The organism is Rossellomorea aquimaris TF-12, from assembly GCF_001648555.1.
Classification (GTDB): domain Bacteria; phylum Bacillota; class Bacilli; order Bacillales; family Bacillaceae_B; genus Rossellomorea; species Rossellomorea aquimaris.
Genome location: NZ_LQXM01000026.1, coordinates 201,839 through 218,972, shown reverse-complemented (window position 1 = coordinate 218,972; position 17,134 = coordinate 201,839). Strand labels below are relative to the sequence as shown.

Sequence of the window (17,134 nt, the reverse complement as noted above, 5' to 3'; positions counted from 1 at the left end):
TAATGATTACGCAGATGTAGGGTAAGTTTTAGGAAATATCTTAAGAATGTCTTCTGTGTTTTTTCTTCAATCGTCTTGTTTCTTTATCAAAAAAGCTGTACACAATTGGAATCACATAAATGGTAAGTAAGGTACTACTTATCAATCCACCAATTACAGCAATCCCCATTGGTTGATTAATTTCGGTTCCTTCACCCAACCCTAATGCTAAAGGAAGTAATCCAAGGATGGTTGTTAGTGCTGTCATTAATATCGGACGTGCACGATCTTGTACTGCTTCTACTATGGCGTCAAAGCTCTCTATTCCCGACTCCTTTCTTTGGTTAATATAGTCTACAATAACAATAGCATTATTTACGACAATTCCCGCCAGGACAATAACGCCTATAATTGCAGAAATACTAATCGGAGTTTGGGTAATAGCTAATGCAATCGCTACACCTATGACCATTAATGGCACAGTAAACATAATAACAAATGGATATTTAAATGACTCAAACTGGGCTGCCATTACCATGTAAACAAGTACAATAGCTAATACCAGAGCTAATATCATGTCATCAATTGAGTCCTCTAATAACTCTCTGTCACCGCTAAAGGAAACCAATGTTTCATTAGGAAGATTTAAGGATTCAATTCGACTGTCCACATCCTTCGAAATAGATCCCAAATTAGTGTTACTTGAGTATTTAAGGGTGAATTGAACAGCATGCTGCTGGTCAATCCGTTGTATACTAACTGGTCCATCTTCAATGCTAAAGTCAACAACGGAGTTCAACTGAATATATTGTCCTTTACCATTTGGAATTAGAAGCTTCTTCAATGAATCTAAATTTTCTGTTATGTTCCTGTCATATTGAACAAACACGCTTAAAACATCAGAATTTTCTGTCACCATTTGGGTAGCCATCACGCCTCTAGTTACATCTTGTACGAGTGTACCAATTTGAGCAGGTGCTAATCCTTGTTCAAGGGCTTTATCCCGTTTTACTTTTAATTGTACTTCTTTAACCGTTTCCATTTGATCAGTTGTTACTTCGGTTACGTCATCCATGTTTTTTAATGAGTCAAATAACTTTTTCACTGATTGATTTAATCGTAATTGATCTGTATCTCTTAAGTTAAAGGTAAGAGTTTGAGGACTTGACCCCGATGTGGATTGAAGATTAAAAGATATTTTAGCCGTTTTATTCACTTTTTGAGCTGATTGTTCAATCACAGGTTTTACGTTATCAGCAAACTCAAAAATAGACTGTTTACGATCCTCTAGTGGCTTCATTTTCACATAAATTTCAGCTATATTTCCTTTTTCATTCCCTCTAAATGATTCTTCTTGAGTTGTTCCAACCAAACTAACGAACACATCTACATCTGTTTCTTCTTTTAGTTGATCTTCAATTTCTTTTACTACTTTATTAGTTTCATCAACAGATGCTCCATTTTCTAATTCTACTTTCATATTAAAAAATCCTTCATCCGTTGCTGGTAAAAACTGAGTACCTACGGTCGTTAAGCCGAATCCTCCTAACAATAAAGTCAGGACTGTAATGGACAAAACAATAAACCGGTGATGAAGCGCCCATTTTACTGAACGAGCAAATGTCTTTCTTCCCTTAGACCGACGTCGTCTGGCTTCTAAATTCCCTTTAGGTTTTTTTAATAATCTACTAGCTAACATAGGGATAACAGTCAGGGCTACAACAAGGGAAGCAAGTAAACTAAAAGAGATGGTTAATGCAAACTCTGTAAATAATTCACCGAGAAGACCAGAAATGAATACCACGGGTAAGAATACAGCAACTGTCGTTAAGGTTGAGGCTGTAATAGCTCCTCCTACTTCTTTTGCACCGATACTTGCAGCCTCCTTAGGGGGTTTCCCAAGTGACAAGTGTCGATATATATTTTCAATTACTACAATTGCATTATCTACTAACATACCTATCCCCAGTGCTAATGCACCCAGGGTCATTATATTTAATGCAAAGTCCGCAAAGAACATTAACACAAATGTGACAATAACTGAATATGGAATGGCCACACCTATAATTAATGGACTTTTTATATTTCTTAAGAACAGAAATAGAACAAGCATAGCAAACGCTCCACCAATAATGAGAGCATTAGCGATATTTCCGATTGCTTGGGTTATGTAATCCCCTTGGTCAAAAAGGATATCTGCTTTAATGGATTTATATTGATCTTCTGATAAAAGCCTGTTTAATTCCTTTTGAAATTCTTTTGAAACTGAAGCAGTGTTTGCATCTGACTGCTGCAATACGCTAAATAGAATTGCCGGTTCTTGATTAGCCCTCGTGATGGTGTTAGTGCTTTTCTCTTTCAGCTCAATCTTAGCCACATCAGAAAGAGTTACGTTTTTTCCAGTTTGAGGGTTTACCTGTAATACTAATTTTTTCAAGTCCTCAACACTCTGAAGTTGACTCATTACTCTAGTTGTTAGGGTCTTCCCATCTGTTTTAATGGTATCACCAGGAGCCGTAACATTATTTGCTCTTATAGTATTAATAACGCTGGACTGAGTTAGTCGTTTTTTTTCTAACTCCTGTTGATCTAATTCAATGACTACTTCATCATTAAATGATCCTGAAACATTAACATTTGCTACTCCCTCTACCCTAGTAAGCTCTAATTTTAATTTTTCCGACAGTGATTTCAAATTGTCCTTTTCACTTTCCTCTCTCAAGGAAACTTGAATAATCGGAAATTGTGCCGGGTCAAATTTAAGGAATCTAGGATTTTGTGCACCATCAGGTAAAGGAGTTTGATCGACTCTTTGTAATACATCATTTTCTATCTCATCAATTGAGGTTGTCCAAGAAAACTCTAAGAGAATAAAGTTGGACCCTTCTCTTGAAGTGGATTGGATATTTTTCATACCCGGTAACGTCGATAAGCTTTCTTCTAATGGCTTCGTCACTTTCTCTACTACTTCTTCTGGACTTGCCCCTGGATAAGAGGTCACCACAACTCCCACTGGAGGATTTAAGTCAGGTATTAGCTTTAGTGGTATGCGGAATAATGACACTCCTCCAAGTATTAAGATTAAAAGCATCGTCACTACTGTAAATACAGGACGACGTATGGAGAAATCACTAATTTTCAATTCTTTGCTCCCCTTTCCATTTCTATATTCAGTGAATTTTTCATTTAATTGGAAGCAGTTTATTTAACTATAAGTCCTTCTGTCCTAACCTTCAATATATAAGATTCCACTTTCATATAGTTCACATATTGTTCACCAATATAAATAAATCTTCTAATTCTGTAAATAATAATTCTATACAGTATAGTAAGGAGCATTAACATGCCAAATTGGCTTCCCTTTATTATTCTCGTCGCTACGAGTATCATCCTATTTGTTTATACATTAACAATGAAAAGACAAATTTCATCTTATATCATCCTGTTTTGGTTGTTTATATCTGGATTAGCTTATCTCTTCGAATATATTGTATTTATCCTTTTTAACAGTTACGCTTACCATCCCCATCTCCTTGAAAATAAATATAATGACAGCGTTTTTGGCTCTATTAGTTCACAAGCATTCTCTGTACCCATTGCCATTACAATTATCGTCGTTTATAAACTTAAGATTAAATGGACCCTTTTAATTATTGGTCTATTCTATCTTATTGAAGCCTGTTTCATGTTTTTAGATATTTATACTCAATATTGGTGGAAATCTTTATATACTTCACTCTTTCTTATCTTTTCCATTTTCCTTGCAAAAATATGGTGGTGGTTATTAGAAACAAGGTCAAATAGACTGCTGTATTTTTTAACATTATTCTTTGCCTTATCAACTATTACATTGTCCTTGGGATGGATCTTATCACCACTTTTAAAATGGTATGAAATACCATTGAATGTTTTCTCAAATGAAATGAGAGATATTATTGCAGGCAATAGTTTATATTTGTGGTTCGCAAACCTTTTTTACAGTTTGGTCATTACGTTTAAAAATAAAGTGATTTCCTTTTACTTCTTTACCATTGCTACCCTCTTTATTTTAGAACTATTCATGCAATCAGTAGGCATTTTAACCTTCAAGAGTCCTTTACTAATGCTGGTGTTTCCACTCTTCCATTTATGCATGATTGGAATTGGGACTACCTTATATAATAAAAGTCTTACCGAAAAGAAAAAAGGATTGTTCTAAGCAATGAGAGAATAATGATTCTCATCTTAGAACAATCCTTTTCATTAATGTTTTACAACTGAATCAAGTTCAGAATGGTCCTTTTCTATTGTCCACCCCGTAAAACCATATAGTACTGTAATGATTGGCGATATTAAGCAAAATAGTGCAAATGGTAAATAGGAGATAGTAGAAACCCCTAAAACATCCGTTAAGAAAATACCACAAACACTCCAGGGTACTAATGGATTGATGACAGTACCAGCATCCTCTAATGTCCTGGACAAGTTTTTCGGATGAAGACCGAGCTTTTTATATTGTGATTGAAAGGCTTCCCCAGTTAATAGGATTGATAGGTATTGTTCTCCTACAACTAAATTAATGCCTATTGCCGACAGAGCTGTTGATAAAATGGTACGTCGAGTTGAGTGAATCATGCTTGAAACCTTGGAAAGTAACGCTGGAATAATTCCTAACTTAAATAATAAGCCACCTAAGCTTAATGAAAGTATGACAAGGGAAATAGTGAACATCATGCTGTTTACCCCGCCACGAGTTAAAAGCGAATCTATTGATTCAATCCCCGTTTTAGATTCATACCCCGAAAATAAGATTGTAAAAAGTTCATTCGCCTTTGTTGATCCATGAAGAAATGATATACCAATTGAAATCACTACATTAATTGCAAGAGATAATAAGGCTGGTACTTTAAATAATACGAGAACAATAAGTGAAGCTACTGGGATTAAACTATACCAATGGATCAACCCAGTTTGAGAAAGTCCTTCTTGTAAAAAGTGAAGCTGTGACAAATCTATATCATTCTTACTAGGTGACAATAATGCAAATACCATGATCGAGATAATAAAGGCTGGGATGGTTGTCCAAGCCATATTTCGAATATGAGTAAATAAATCTACCTTCACGATGGAGGATGCCAAATTCGTGGTATCTGATAATGGAGACATCTTATCACCAAAAAATGCACCTGATACAATGGCTCCTGCCGTTATGGCCATAGAAAAACCGAGTGCTTCTCCAATTCCAATTATGGCGACACCAATCGTGGCGGCTGTTGTTAAAGAACTTCCTACTACCAACCCACTTAATGAAGTTAACAGAAATGCAATTGCATAGAAATAAGAAGGTGAAATAAAATCAAACCCATAAAACATTAATGTAGGGATTGTTCCACTAATTAACCAACTGCTGACAAGGAGACCAATAAAAATAAATAATAGTATCGCTCCTAAGCCACCCTGTGCTCCCAAAATCATTCCCTCTTCAATGTCTTTAAATTTCACCTTTCTAATCAAACCATACATCATAAGAAAAAATAGTGAGAGAATGATTGGTATGTGTGGAACTGCTTGTACACCAATAATACTTACGCTTATTATTCCTAACACCATTAACAGAATGACAGTTGCCTCAACTACATGAGGTTTATGAACTGCTTTAATATTTAACATTTAGAACACTTCCTTTGACTTTTTGATACGATATGTTGAACTTCTATTTAGAATATGTCCAATTAGAGATGAAACACAAAAAACCCCTCATCCCTGATAGGGACGAAGAGTTCTCCGCGTTACCACCCTAATTGAAGCAAACCTTGCTAATGTTTACCCCCTCTTAAAAAGGTTCGTCTCTTTCATAAACAATGTAATTCAGTAGCCAATGACCTAAGCTTTCACCAACCGCTTAGTCTCTGTATGCTGTCTTAAGGTTCCCTACTTCGTTGTTTGAGACAAATGATATATTTTTTTGATATTAACGCCTTTAATCCCTTTTACTCTTAAACGCTTTTAAGCACTAAAGTATTTTATACTATTATTTTAACATGGTCATATTTTATGTCAACATTCTTTTTTCATTCTGGCTGTTTTCAAAAAGTTCTTTTCGTAAACTTTGTTGCTTATTAAAAAGCGAGTAGTGGTTGATTTCCGCTCCAATGAACTTTCAAAGCATGTTTCATGAAAAGATATCAGTAAAAATAACTATCTTTTAGTAACATTTTCTATTAAAACAAATCTGTTTTCTATAGATTTTCTATGACTCCTTGTAGCTCTGTCACGAAAAAAGTCTCATAAAGATGGTGGGGGAATTGTGTAGACTCCTGCGGAAATACGGTCTTGCAGAGAACCCCGAAGCGAAGCAGTTCCCCCCTCCATCTCTTTGCAAAAAGAGCCTTTTTTAAAAAAAGATTACAGCTATTTCTTTCAAGAGAATACCACGCACATAAATATAAATATCGTATGCAGAGCCCTTTATGAAAAAGGTATAGTCTTCATATGCCTGAAGACTATACCTTTTAAAAATTCTTCACTATTATACTAAAAGAGTGTGTAGAAGAGGCTTTTCAGCCATTTGTGAGGGTTTACCTATGTAATACCCTTGTGCGAAATCCACACCTATATTTTTACAGTAAGTTAATTCTTCTTCCCTTTCGATCCCTTCTGCTAACACATAAATTCCTAATTCCTTTGATATCTTTAATACCCTTTCTAAAAATTGTTGATTTTCTTCATTTGAATCACAATGGTTAATATAAGAGCGATCAATTTTCACATAATCCGGTTGAAGCAAGGTTAGCATTTCAATTGTAGAAAATCCTGAACCGACATCATCTAGTGCTACCTTCATACCCTCTCGCTGATAAACCTCCAAGACAGACTTTAAATGATTAATATCCTCAATTTTTTCTGTTTCCACCACTTCAAACACTAGGTCATTTGGATTAACACCATATTTATTCACAATATTAAAGGTGTGCCGCAAACAGAATTCTGGATTATAGATGGTAGATGGAAGAAAATTAATAAAGCTTTTAATACCCGTTTGAATTTGTCCTTTTCGACTTTCAATAGCGGATTGTCTAGCCTTCTGGTCTAACATTGAATGAAATCCTGTAACTGAAGCAGTTTCAAATAATGTTGCAGGATTTATTTGGTTGTCGGGATTTGACGATCGAAGAAGGGATTCATACCCATATAAACGAAAATCTTTTAGATTGATGATTGGCTGAAGATGACTCTTAAACTGCCCATTTTGGATAATTTCAACTAATTCTCTTTTCTTTATTCGATTAATGAATTCAGATACAGGGCTGAATTCTCCAGGTATCTCAGTCAAAGAAAGGCTGCACTTCCATTCTTGCTTCTCAAGCATTTCTATATTCATACTCAAGGTTTCCTGTAATGCCTCCTGACTGTTATAAGGAAACACGAAGGTATAATCATTTATCTTTTTAGCTCTTTCAATGGGTGATGGTAATACTTTATTATTATGTAAAATTACATTTCCACTTTCGTAGAAGTTCATGGTTATACCACAGTTAGCGCATGCAAAATTCATTTAATACCCCTACCTTTTCACATATCTAGTAAAATATCTTTACAACTATATTGGTATTCTAAGTCTTTTCGCTTACTAATTGCTAGTAATATCCTTTATTTTCACAAAATTAGTTTTCTTTTTATAAATTTGTGGACTTATGTCGTAAAGTGGTCCCTGTTAACCACGAGCACTACTCGACCTGCGGTAAGCGAAGTAGTTGCCCTTTACCATCAGCATAAACTGGTCTACAGAGTCATTAATGTCCCATATTATAAAGAGCCTTATGAAAAGAGTTCTTTACAAACAAAAAACATCCTTTAAAGTGAAAACCTTAAAGGATGTTTTTATTACATTAAGCTATATAAAGAAATGTCTGGGTTTTTATCTTGGAACCATCTCATGGCAAAGTCATTTTCAAATAGGAAGACCAATTGACCGTGACGGTCTTTAACAAGCATACTACGTGTACTTGACATAGAATCCTTTACGTCTTCCTCGTTCTCAATCCAACGGGCAATTTTAGAACCAATTGGCTCCATTTTCACATCAACATTATACTCATTTTTCATACGGTGCTCAAAAACTTCAAATTGAAGCTGACCTACAGCCCCTAAAATAACATCCTCTGTGCGGAGAGTTTTATAATATTGAATAGCACCTTCTTGAACAAGCTGAAGAATTCCTTTTTGGAAATGCTTTTGCTTCATCACATTTTTCGCTGTTACACGAACAAAAAGCTCTGGCGTAAATTGAGGTAGCTTTTCATATTGGAAGTTCTGTTTACCCTGAACAAGGGTGTCTCCTATTTGATAGGTACCTGTATCATAAATACCAATAATATCTCCACTAACCGCTTCATTCACTGTGCTTCTATCATCAGCAAGGAATTGAGTGGATTGAGCAAGCTTAATTGTTTTCCCTGTACGGGATAAATTAACGGTCATCCCTCGTTCAAATTGACCTGAGCATATACGCAGAAATGCTATGCGGTCACGGTGAGCTGGATTCATATTAGCTTGAATCTTGAAAATAAATCCGGAGAATGCCTCTGTTGTCGGTTCAATTTCTCCAATATCTGAATTTCTCGACTGTGGAGAAGGGGCGAATTGCAAATAGGTTTCAAGGAAGGTTTGCACTCCGAAATTAGTTAAGGCACTACCGAAAAATACCGGCGAAAGCTCTCCATTTGCAATCCGCTCCCTAGAGAATTCATTTCCCGCTTCGTTAAGTAATAAGACATCTTCTAATGTTTGTTTATAAAGATTACTTTCCTTTAAAGAATGATCTCCCGCAATTTCACCTTCTTCGTTTAACGGGATAAATCGATCATCTTCATCCACTCGGAATTGCTCGATTCGATTGTGAAAACGATCATATATACCAAGAAACTCTTTTCCCATTCCAATTGGCCAATTCATTGGGTAGGATTGTATACCTAGCACTTCTTCTAATTCTTCTAATAATTCCAATGGCTCGCGTCCCTGGCGATCCAATTTATTAATAAAAGTAAAAATAGGAATTCCTCTCATGCGACAGACTTTAAATAGCTTTAATGTCTGTGCTTCAATTCCTTTTGCCGAATCAATAATCATCACTGCACTATCAACAGCCATCAAAGTTCTATACGTGTCTTCGGAAAAATCTTGGTGTCCAGGAGTATCCAGGATGTTCACTCGATAATCGTCATAATTAAATGCCATTACAGAAGAAGTAACGGAAATTCCCCTTTGTTTCTCTATTTCCATCCAATCAGATGTAGCAAATTTCCCTGATTTTTTTCCTTTAACTGTACCAGCAGCACGAATGGCGCCTCCAAAAAGAAGAAGCTGTTCTGTAAGAGTAGTTTTCCCTGCATCAGGATGGGATATAATTGCGAAAGTTCGTCTAGATTGAACTTCTTGTATAAAGTCTATTTTCATTCATAAAATCCTTTCTCGTCATTATCACTTTTTCATCATATTCCTTCTAAAGTAACAATGCAACAAAAGAAAGAATGAATAATCCCTTGGTTTCTTCTTAATACTATAAGAAGCTTTTATCCTTTTACATTTCTCTAGTCCACTGCATTATTCTCGAGCTTAAACTTTCTGCCTTGTCTTCTGAGATTCTTTCGTTCAAAGACTTCCTAAGTTTTGACTGAATATCGTCTTCTTCATATGTAAAAGAATAGGACCATTCCATATCAGGAACGGCAATTAAAATAAACTCTTCTTTCTTGTTTTCATAGATATATACTTTTTGTTCCAAGGCTTCCAAAAAATTTTTTCTTATTTTCATTTGATGAATCCCCTTTCATGAAAACGCTGTATTTGCGCATACTAATGACGAACTTGTCCGTACAACCTTTAAAAAAATAAGATTTTATAGGTTGTCAGACCTCTGAAAGAATTGTAAAATAAAATTCCGAATGCATCAAGTTTATTACTTATATTGAAGAGGTGAAAGGTAATGCAATATTTATGGGGTGTTTTAGGTATTATAGTTGTTCTAGGAATTGCTTTTGCATTTTCAAACAATAAAAAGCGTATTAATCTCAGAACTGTCCTAGGTGGACTTGCAATACAATTAATTTTTGCTTTTCTTGTATTGGAAACAAGTTGGGGACAGAATGGATTAGAAGGTCTGACAAAAGGTGTTAACCAAATTATTAATTTCTCTAACGAAGGAATTAACTTTCTATTTGGTGGAATTTATACAGAAGAATCAAATATCGGGTTTGTATTCGCATTTAATATTCTTCCTGTCGTAATATTCTTCTCATCTTTAATTTCAGTACTTTATTATTTAAAAATCATGCAATTCTTTATTAAGATTTTAGGTGGAGGATTATCTTGGCTTCTTGGAACAAGAAAAGCTGAATCAATGTCTGCTGCTGCCAATATTTTTGTTGGACAAACAGAAGCTCCTCTTGTTGTACGTCCTTTCCTTGCAAAGATGACGGAATCAGAATTATTCGCTGTAATGACAGGTGGACTAGCCTCTGTTGCCGGATCTGTACTTATTGGATATTCATTATTAGGAGTACCACTTGAATTCTTATTAGCAGCAAGCTTCATGGCTGCTCCAGCAGGGTTAGTTATGGCTAAATTATTTGTTCCTGAAACAGACAATTCGCCAGAACCAGATTCCTTTGAAATGGAAGCGGATACTGATTCGACAAATGTCATTGACGCTGCTGCTAAAGGAGCAAGCGTTGGACTTTCATTAGCTCTAAATATTGGAGCTATGCTACTTGCATTTATTGCTCTTGTTGCATTAATAAACGGAATTCTTGGAGGGATCGGAGGATTATTCGGTCTTGAGAACTTATCCCTTGAATTAATTCTAGGTTACGCGTTTGCACCATTAGCATTTGCCATTGGTGTTCCTTGGAGCGAAGCTGTTTTAGCTGGTAACTTCATTGGTCAAAAAATCGTTATCAATGAATTCGTAGCTTACTCTGCATTTGCACCTGAAATTGGTAGTCTTTCTGACAAAACGGTTGCTATTGTTTCATTTGCTTTATGTGGATTCGCGAATATCTCCTCTTTAGCTATACTGCTTGGAGGATTAGGAGAGCTTGCACCTAACAGAAGAAGCGATATTGCTCGCTTAGGTGTTAGAGCGGTAATTGCAGGGGCATTAGCTTCCTTACTAAGCGCTGCAATCGCAGGAATGTTTGTTTAATTCATTTTAATAAAAGAGAAGGCTCACGCCTTCTCTTTTATTTTTAATATTTACGAATATAGAGCTTTTTTATCCACTCTTTCACACTCTGGTATAAATACTTCGTCACTGCTTAAATAAACTCTTTTCTTTCCTGATTTTTTTGCAATGTACAGCCTTTGATCGGCTAGGGAGATAAGTTTTTCAGGTTCATTACTTTCATTCGAACAAGCCAGACCAAAGCTCATTGAAATCGAAGCAGTATTTACGTTCTTTATTCTTAAATATAAATCAGACAAAAATTGTTTCAAGGTTTCTTCCGTCATCTTTGGCATAAGAAGAGCAAATTCTTCTCCTCCATACCGATATGGTTCTGCATCATATTCCTCAGTAAGAGCTAACAAAATTTCTCCTACTGATTTAATCACTTCGTCCCCTATTAAATGACCGTATTCATCATTTACTTTTTTAAAATCGTCAATATCTCCTAATAATAAGAAAAAATGATTATTTGATTCTAATTTTCTTCTGAATTTTTCTTGAAATGATCGATGATTGAATAAACCTGAAAGGTAATCCCGATGAACAAGGTGATGATAAGCTTCTTTCTGAACAAAATGAGATCGTTCTCTCAACATAATGAGAGCTCCAAACAACCCAATAATCCATAAGAAAAACAAATTAAAAAACAGTGTAAAAGCATGATGAAATTGACTGAGGTTTTCTGTTATCATTCCCATTCCTATGTAGCTTAAGCTGAATGCAGAGAGAGAAATCAATGCCCCTTTAGTTCTCCAGTAAATAGTTGAATGCATGACAAACAGAATAGAAATAGGATAAAGAGGACTATGTATCCCGTCAGATAAAGCCATTAACCAAATTAAAGCAATATAATCAAAAAGAATTCCTACTTTTAAAACAATATGTAAAGTTTTCTTATCCTCCCTTGCCTTTAATAGTGCAATCTGGGCAATCAGCATGTAAAGGACACCAGTAACTAATAAATAGGGAAAGATGGCTTTATTTGTAGATAAATTCAAAGAGAATGGAGGTACATAAAACAATATAGAAGCAATGAACACAAATAACCATCTCAAATATGAGAATAATTTTTCTGTCTCATAGTCATTTAAATACAAAGAAAATTTCATATTCTTCATTCTTTCATCTCTTATTTTTTATAGTATTCTTAATTTAACAATAATAAATAATATAGTCTATCTTTTTTTCCTTTTTTTTACTTATTTGTAGCATAAGATACAAATAAAGCAGGCCATGTAAGGGCCTGCTTTTCCTGTATTTATTTAGTTGAAACATACTTTGACTTGCTCTCTTCAATAGCAATATTTTTGTCACTGTGAGGGTATTTGGTATTTTCAATTATTTGATAATCTTCATGCCCTTTTCCAGCAAAGATAATAATATCACCCGGTTCGCTCACTTTGATTGCATGCTTAACAGCTTCAGCTCGATCTCCAATTAAAGCATATTGATCGTGCTGCATTCCTTTTCCAAGATCATTTAAAATACTATCATATTCTTCGTATCGAGGATCATCTGTAGTAAGAATAACATAGTCTGCTAAAGAAGCTTTCTCTGCCATAGTAGGACGCTTGGATTTATCACGATTTCCACCTGTACCTACTAGAAAAATAATTTTATTTTCTTTAAAAGGAAGGACGGACTGAATCGCATTTTCAATGGCATCCGGTGTATGAGCATAGTCAATATAAACAGATAATGGAGCTTCCATCTCCACCTTTTCCATTCTACCGTTTACAGGAGGCAAATTACGGATAATATCCACTAAGCGAGAAACCTCCACTCCTCTTGCATAAAGACAGGCCATTGCCGTAAGGACATTGTAAACATTAAATTTACCTAATAGTCGCATCTCCACTTCAAATATTCCATCAGGAGAATGTAATGTGAATTTTGTAGAATCATTATAATACTCAATATCTTCAGCTTTGAAATCTGCGTTTGATTCCAGTCCATAGCTAATGATTTCATGTGGAGTCATATAACTATAACGATGGTACCATTCATCATCTGCATTTAATACAACATACTTAGGGTTTTGCAGGTCTTGCCCTAATTGGGAAAACAATAGCCCTTTGGCATATCCGTAATGCTCCATTGTTTCATGGTAATCCAAATGATCGTGACTTAAATTTGTAAAAGCCACAACATCAAAATCAATTCCCCATAGTCTACCTAATGCAAGTCCATGTGAGGATACTTCTAGAGTAAAGTTCTCTATATTTCTATCTAAAGCTTTTTGAAGCATTTGCTGATTGGTTAAATTATCACAAGTTGTATTTTCACTTGGGAGCAATTCCCCATCTAAGTTAAAGCCAATCGTACCAGAAAGAGCAGAACGTTGATTATCCTCTTTTAAAATGGAATGAATGAGGTTTGTCACGGTGGTTTTTCCATTGGTACCGGTCACCCCTATAACATTTAGCTTTTGGGATGGATAATCATAATATTTATTGGACAGTTGAGCCAATGCTTTAAAAGAATCCTTTACCACTACTAATGCTGCTTTTTCTAAGTCAATATCTAACTGCTTTTCAGCGATGATTAGTCTGGCACCATTTTCTACCGCTTTTTGAGCAAAATCGTGTCCATCTACGGTATAGCCTCTAGTACAAATAAACACACTTCCATCCGCTACTTTACGAGAATCTACGTGTATTCCATTTATTTCAGCTGGAAGTTCTCCATGAACTTTTTTTAATTTAAGACTTTCTAATAAATTATATGTATTCATACTATTCCCTCTCAATAATCCAATTTTGATTAATTATATTGTATCTTATCATCTTCCCTTTGATAAGAGAAATACCTCCTAAATAGAAAACATTTTTAATATCTTGATTACTATTTCTATACCCATCGTTTATTAGATTAAAACGATAAAAGAGTCTTTCACACACCTATTTTTAATAGGTTCATGAAAGACTCTAAGGAAACTTACTCTACAACCATTTTGGATTGAACATAATGCCACAATAACTTTTCCGTATGTAAAATTGAAGATTCATGTGTACGTTCGTAAGCATGTGAAGCATCGATTCCTGCACCTATTAAACCATGAACAATATCAAAGCCTGCTCGAATAGCTGCTGATGCATCTGATCCGTAGTAAGGATAAATATCTACTTTATAGTCAATACCGTTCTCTTCTGCTAATTGTACTAAATGCTTTCTTAACTCATAATGATAAGGTCCACTGGAATCTTTCGCACATATAGAAACCGTAAACTCATCTGTTTGCTGACCATCACCAATCGCTCCCATGTCCACAGCTAAATACTCAATGGTTTCTTCTGGAATATTGGAATTACCACCGTATCCAATTTCTTCGTTATTGGAAATTAAGAAGTGAGTTGTATAAGGAAGTTCTACACCTGTTGATTTTATCTGCCTAATTAATTGTAGTAACATCCCGACACTAGCTTTATCGTCTAAATGACGAGACTTGATAAATCCACTTTCTGTGATCTCAGCACGGGGATCAAATGAAACGAAATCTCCTACTTCAATTCCCAGCTCTCTTACCTCTTTAGCATTTCGTACTCTCTCATCAATACGAACTTCAATATTTGTTTCGTCACGCTTCGCATCACCTGCATTTTTATATACATGGACACTTGTTTGATGCATTAAAATTGTTCCACTAAACGTCTTTCCTGTGGATGTTTCTATCTCACAATATTCACCCTCAACGGCGTTCCATCGAAATCCGCCAATCATGGATAAACGTAAACGTCCATCACTCTTAATTTCTTTTACCATTGCTCCTAATGCATCAACATGAGCTGTAAGCATCCGATGTCTAAGGGTATCTTTTCCTGGCAATGTAATGATAAGAGCTCCTTTTTTATTGCGAGACATCTCTAATTCTAAATCTGAAAGATACTCTTCTACAAAATTCATGATTCGATTCGTGTTCCCTGACGGACTTGGAATTTCAACTAACTGTTTAATTAATTCTAACGTTTTTTTTGTATTTGGATATGTATTCATGTTAAATCCCTCCCACCTTTCATTATAACGTGAATTCTTACAAATCTACAAAGTCTCGACCAATCATTGTGGTAATGAATTGTATATAATGAAAGACATCTGCTCTTTTCATCTACATTCATCGAATCTTCCACTTTATTTCCCTTTGGATTCCTTTGGTTGGTTTAATATATTTCTTTCTCTTCTCTTTATGAAATGGATGAATAAACCCACAATCATCACACATTAAAAAGGTGATGTTTCCTCCTACTTTTTCTCCATTAGTAGTGAATGGTGATTTTTCCGCACCTAAAGAGTACTCTTCTCTATATAAAAACTCCATTTCTCTTAAGGAATCTCTCCCACAGTATAAACATCCTTTAAATATATTCATCTGCTTCATCCTCTCCTTTTGTACATGCCTATGTTAATGAAGGGAATACTATGAAGGTGTTATTTTATGTTTAGCCTTTAGATACAATTTTTCTTGAAAAATGAAAGTGGGAGTGATAAAGCCGTGAATTCTTCGCAACTAGACACATTACCACAAGGTAAAAAACACCCAAAGGGTTTATACCTACTGTTCTTTACTGAACTTTGGGAGCGATATAGCTACTATGGTATGCGTGCACTTTTAGTGCTCTATTTAACGACTGCATATATAAGTGGAGGATTAGGTGTTGATTCAGCTAAAGCTTTATCGATATACGGAATGTACACTGGTTCGGTTTATTTCACACCGATTATTGGTGGCTGGCTGACAGATAGATATATTGGACTGAGAAGAGCGATTACCATTGGTGGCATAACGATGGCATGCGGGGATTTCAGTATATTTCTAACTCATTCTCAAACGGGATTATTTTTTGGCTTGGCTTTACTTGTCATTGGAAACGGTTTTTTCAAACCTAATATCTCTACCCTCGTTGGAGAACTTTATCCAAGAAATGATAAGCGTAAGGATGCTGCTTTCACTATTTTTTATATGGGGATTAATCTTGGTGCTTTTTTTGCTCCTCTTATCGCAGGGTTTCTTGCAGAGGATCTATTCTTAAATACGATGGCTGATGGATCGATGCATTACGGGTTTAAGTGGGCTTTCCTAGCTTCTTCCATAGGAATGGTCATTGGACAAATCATATTTAGCACATTAAGCAAAAGGTATTTAGGTTTAGTGGGATTAAAACCGAATAAAGCTTTAGCAGAGGAAGCAAATGCAAACGTAAATGTTCCATTATCAAAAAAAGAAAAACAGAGAACAACAGCAATTCTCATTCTTGCCTGCTTCGTAGTATTCTTTTGGGCAGGTTTTGAGCAAGCGGGCAGTTCCTTTACATTGTATACAAAAAACTTTATTGATCGGGATGTTTTTGGATACACGATCCCAGTTGCCTGGTTTCAATCAGTAAACCCTTTATTTATTATTATTCTGGCTCCCATCCTCTCCAGCGTCTGGTTAAAATTATCTCATTCTAAACGAGGAGATATCAATATGACTACTAAAATGGCCTTTGGAATGATCCTGCTAGGTCTTGGTTTCATGGTACTAATTCCAGCAGTTTTACAAACAGGTTCTGACGAGCAAAATGTGGTTGTAAAAGCAAACTTACTGTTCATCATCTTCACCTATCTTCTTCATACTCTTGGGGAATTATTTCTGTCTCCAGTTGGACTTTCATTAGTAAGTAAAGTTGCACCTGTAAAGATCGCGTCTTTACTAATGGGCGTTTGGATGGCAGCGATTGGTGTAGCCAGTTTGTTAGCCGGACAATTAGCATCTTTAACTGCTACCCTTGGCTATTTAGAGATCTTTGCAGTTATAGGGGCAACAGCAATCATTTTAGGCTTGATTTTATTAACCATTTCAAAGAAATTAGTGAATATGATGAAAGAGGAAAATACCGTTTAACTCCTTTAAGCATTGTAATTCCTGTAGCGTTCCTTCAAAATAACAAGTGAATGGTCATAGTAACAACAAAA

Annotated in this window: 12 protein-coding genes; 3 read left to right on the top strand and 9 right to left on the bottom strand. The window is 35.4% G+C overall.

Annotated elements, in window-relative coordinates; all coding sequences use genetic code 11:
• Window positions 1–40 precede the first annotated feature (40 nt).
• Window positions 41–3,121, bottom strand: coding sequence for an efflux RND transporter permease subunit (locus IQI_RS09045; protein WP_064092321.1), 3,081 nt, complete (start codon window positions 3,119–3,121; stop codon window positions 41–43).
• 201 nt (window positions 3,122–3,322) lie between these two features.
• On the opposite strand from IQI_RS09045, the gene IQI_RS09040 reads away from it, so the two are divergent.
• Window positions 3,323–4,177 (top strand): hypothetical protein, encoded by an 855-nt coding sequence (locus IQI_RS09040; protein ID WP_064092320.1) that lies wholly within the window; start codon window positions 3,323–3,325, stop codon window positions 4,175–4,177.
• Between the two features lie 44 nt (window positions 4,178–4,221).
• Here the strand turns inward: IQI_RS09040 and nhaC are convergent, their stop codons facing one another.
• The 4 genes from nhaC to IQI_RS09020 all read right to left on the bottom strand — a co-directional run bounded on the left by nhaC (window position 4,222) and on the right by IQI_RS09020 (window position 9,772).
• Entirely contained in the window at window positions 4,222–5,628 is a 1,407-nt protein-coding gene (gene nhaC, locus IQI_RS09035; RefSeq protein ID WP_064092319.1) for a Na+/H+ antiporter NhaC, read from the bottom strand.
• A gap of 859 nt (window positions 5,629–6,487) precedes the next feature.
• Complete coding sequence (locus IQI_RS09030; RefSeq protein WP_064092318.1) at window positions 6,488–7,513, bottom strand: EAL domain-containing protein; 1,026 nt, start codon at window positions 7,511–7,513, stop codon at window positions 6,488–6,490.
• A 329-nt stretch (window positions 7,514–7,842) separates the two neighbouring features.
• Complete coding sequence (locus tag IQI_RS09025) at window positions 7,843–9,414, bottom strand: peptide chain release factor 3 (RefSeq protein WP_064092317.1); 1,572 nt, start codon at window positions 9,412–9,414, stop codon at window positions 7,843–7,845.
• A 124-nt stretch (window positions 9,415–9,538) separates the two neighbouring features.
• Window positions 9,539–9,772 (bottom strand): YueH family protein, encoded by a 234-nt coding sequence (locus tag IQI_RS09020; protein WP_064092316.1) that lies wholly within the window; start codon window positions 9,770–9,772, stop codon window positions 9,539–9,541.
• 171 nt (window positions 9,773–9,943) lie between these two features.
• On the opposite strand from IQI_RS09020, the gene IQI_RS09015 reads away from it, so the two are divergent.
• Complete coding sequence (locus tag IQI_RS09015) at window positions 9,944–11,161, top strand: NupC/NupG family nucleoside CNT transporter (protein WP_064092315.1); 1,218 nt, start codon at window positions 9,944–9,946, stop codon at window positions 11,159–11,161.
• A 50-nt stretch (window positions 11,162–11,211) separates the two neighbouring features.
• On the opposite strand, the gene IQI_RS09010 is transcribed toward IQI_RS09015, so the two are convergent.
• The 4 genes from IQI_RS09010 to IQI_RS08995 all read right to left on the bottom strand — a co-directional run bounded on the left by IQI_RS09010 (window position 11,212) and on the right by IQI_RS08995 (window position 15,548).
• The gene (locus IQI_RS09010) at window positions 11,212–12,300 is read right to left on the bottom strand and encodes a GGDEF domain-containing protein (RefSeq protein ID WP_064092314.1); all 1,089 of its coding nucleotides are present in this window, start codon (window positions 12,298–12,300) and stop codon (window positions 11,212–11,214) included.
• Between the two features lie 140 nt (window positions 12,301–12,440).
• Complete coding sequence (locus IQI_RS09005) at window positions 12,441–13,916, bottom strand: UDP-N-acetylmuramoyl-L-alanyl-D-glutamate--2,6-diaminopimelate ligase (protein WP_064092313.1); 1,476 nt, start codon at window positions 13,914–13,916, stop codon at window positions 12,441–12,443.
• 203 nt (window positions 13,917–14,119) lie between these two features.
• Window positions 14,120–15,175, bottom strand: coding sequence for a M42 family metallopeptidase (locus tag IQI_RS09000; protein ID WP_064092312.1), 1,056 nt, complete (start codon window positions 15,173–15,175; stop codon window positions 14,120–14,122).
• Window positions 15,176–15,293: 118 nt separating this feature from the next.
• Window positions 15,294–15,548, bottom strand: a complete 255-nt coding sequence (locus IQI_RS08995) for a hypothetical protein (protein WP_064092311.1) — start codon at window positions 15,546–15,548, stop codon at window positions 15,294–15,296.
• Window positions 15,549–15,671: 123 nt separating this feature from the next.
• On the opposite strand from IQI_RS08995, the gene IQI_RS08990 reads away from it, so the two are divergent.
• Window positions 15,672–17,063, top strand: coding sequence for a peptide MFS transporter (locus tag IQI_RS08990; RefSeq protein WP_064092408.1), 1,392 nt, complete (start codon window positions 15,672–15,674; stop codon window positions 17,061–17,063).
• Window positions 17,064–17,134 lie beyond the last annotated feature (71 nt).

Coding starts and splice junctions, on each gene's coding strand:
- IQI_RS09010 (WP_064092314.1), bottom strand. CDS start 12,300: ATGAAGAATATGAAATTTTCTTTGTATTTAAATGACTATGAGACAGAA.
- IQI_RS09000 (WP_064092312.1), bottom strand. CDS start 15,175: ATGAATACATATCCAAATACAAAAAAAACGTTAGAATTAATTAAACAG.
- IQI_RS09005 (WP_064092313.1), bottom strand. CDS start 13,916: ATGAATACATATAATTTATTAGAAAGTCTTAAATTAAAAAAAGTTCAT.
- IQI_RS09030 (WP_064092318.1), bottom strand. CDS start 7,513: ATGAATTTTGCATGCGCTAACTGTGGTATAACCATGAACTTCTACGAA.
- IQI_RS09020 (WP_064092316.1), bottom strand. CDS start 9,772: ATGAAAATAAGAAAAAATTTTTTGGAAGCCTTGGAACAAAAAGTATAT.
- IQI_RS09040 (WP_064092320.1), top strand. CDS start 3,323: ATGCCAAATTGGCTTCCCTTTATTATTCTCGTCGCTACGAGTATCATC.
- IQI_RS09025 (WP_064092317.1), bottom strand. CDS start 9,414: ATGAAAATAGACTTTATACAAGAAGTTCAATCTAGACGAACTTTCGCA.
- IQI_RS09015 (WP_064092315.1), top strand. CDS start 9,944: ATGCAATATTTATGGGGTGTTTTAGGTATTATAGTTGTTCTAGGAATT.
- IQI_RS08995 (WP_064092311.1), bottom strand. CDS start 15,548: ATGAATATATTTAAAGGATGTTTATACTGTGGGAGAGATTCCTTAAGA.
- nhaC (WP_064092319.1), bottom strand. CDS start 5,628: ATGTTAAATATTAAAGCAGTTCATAAACCTCATGTAGTTGAGGCAACT.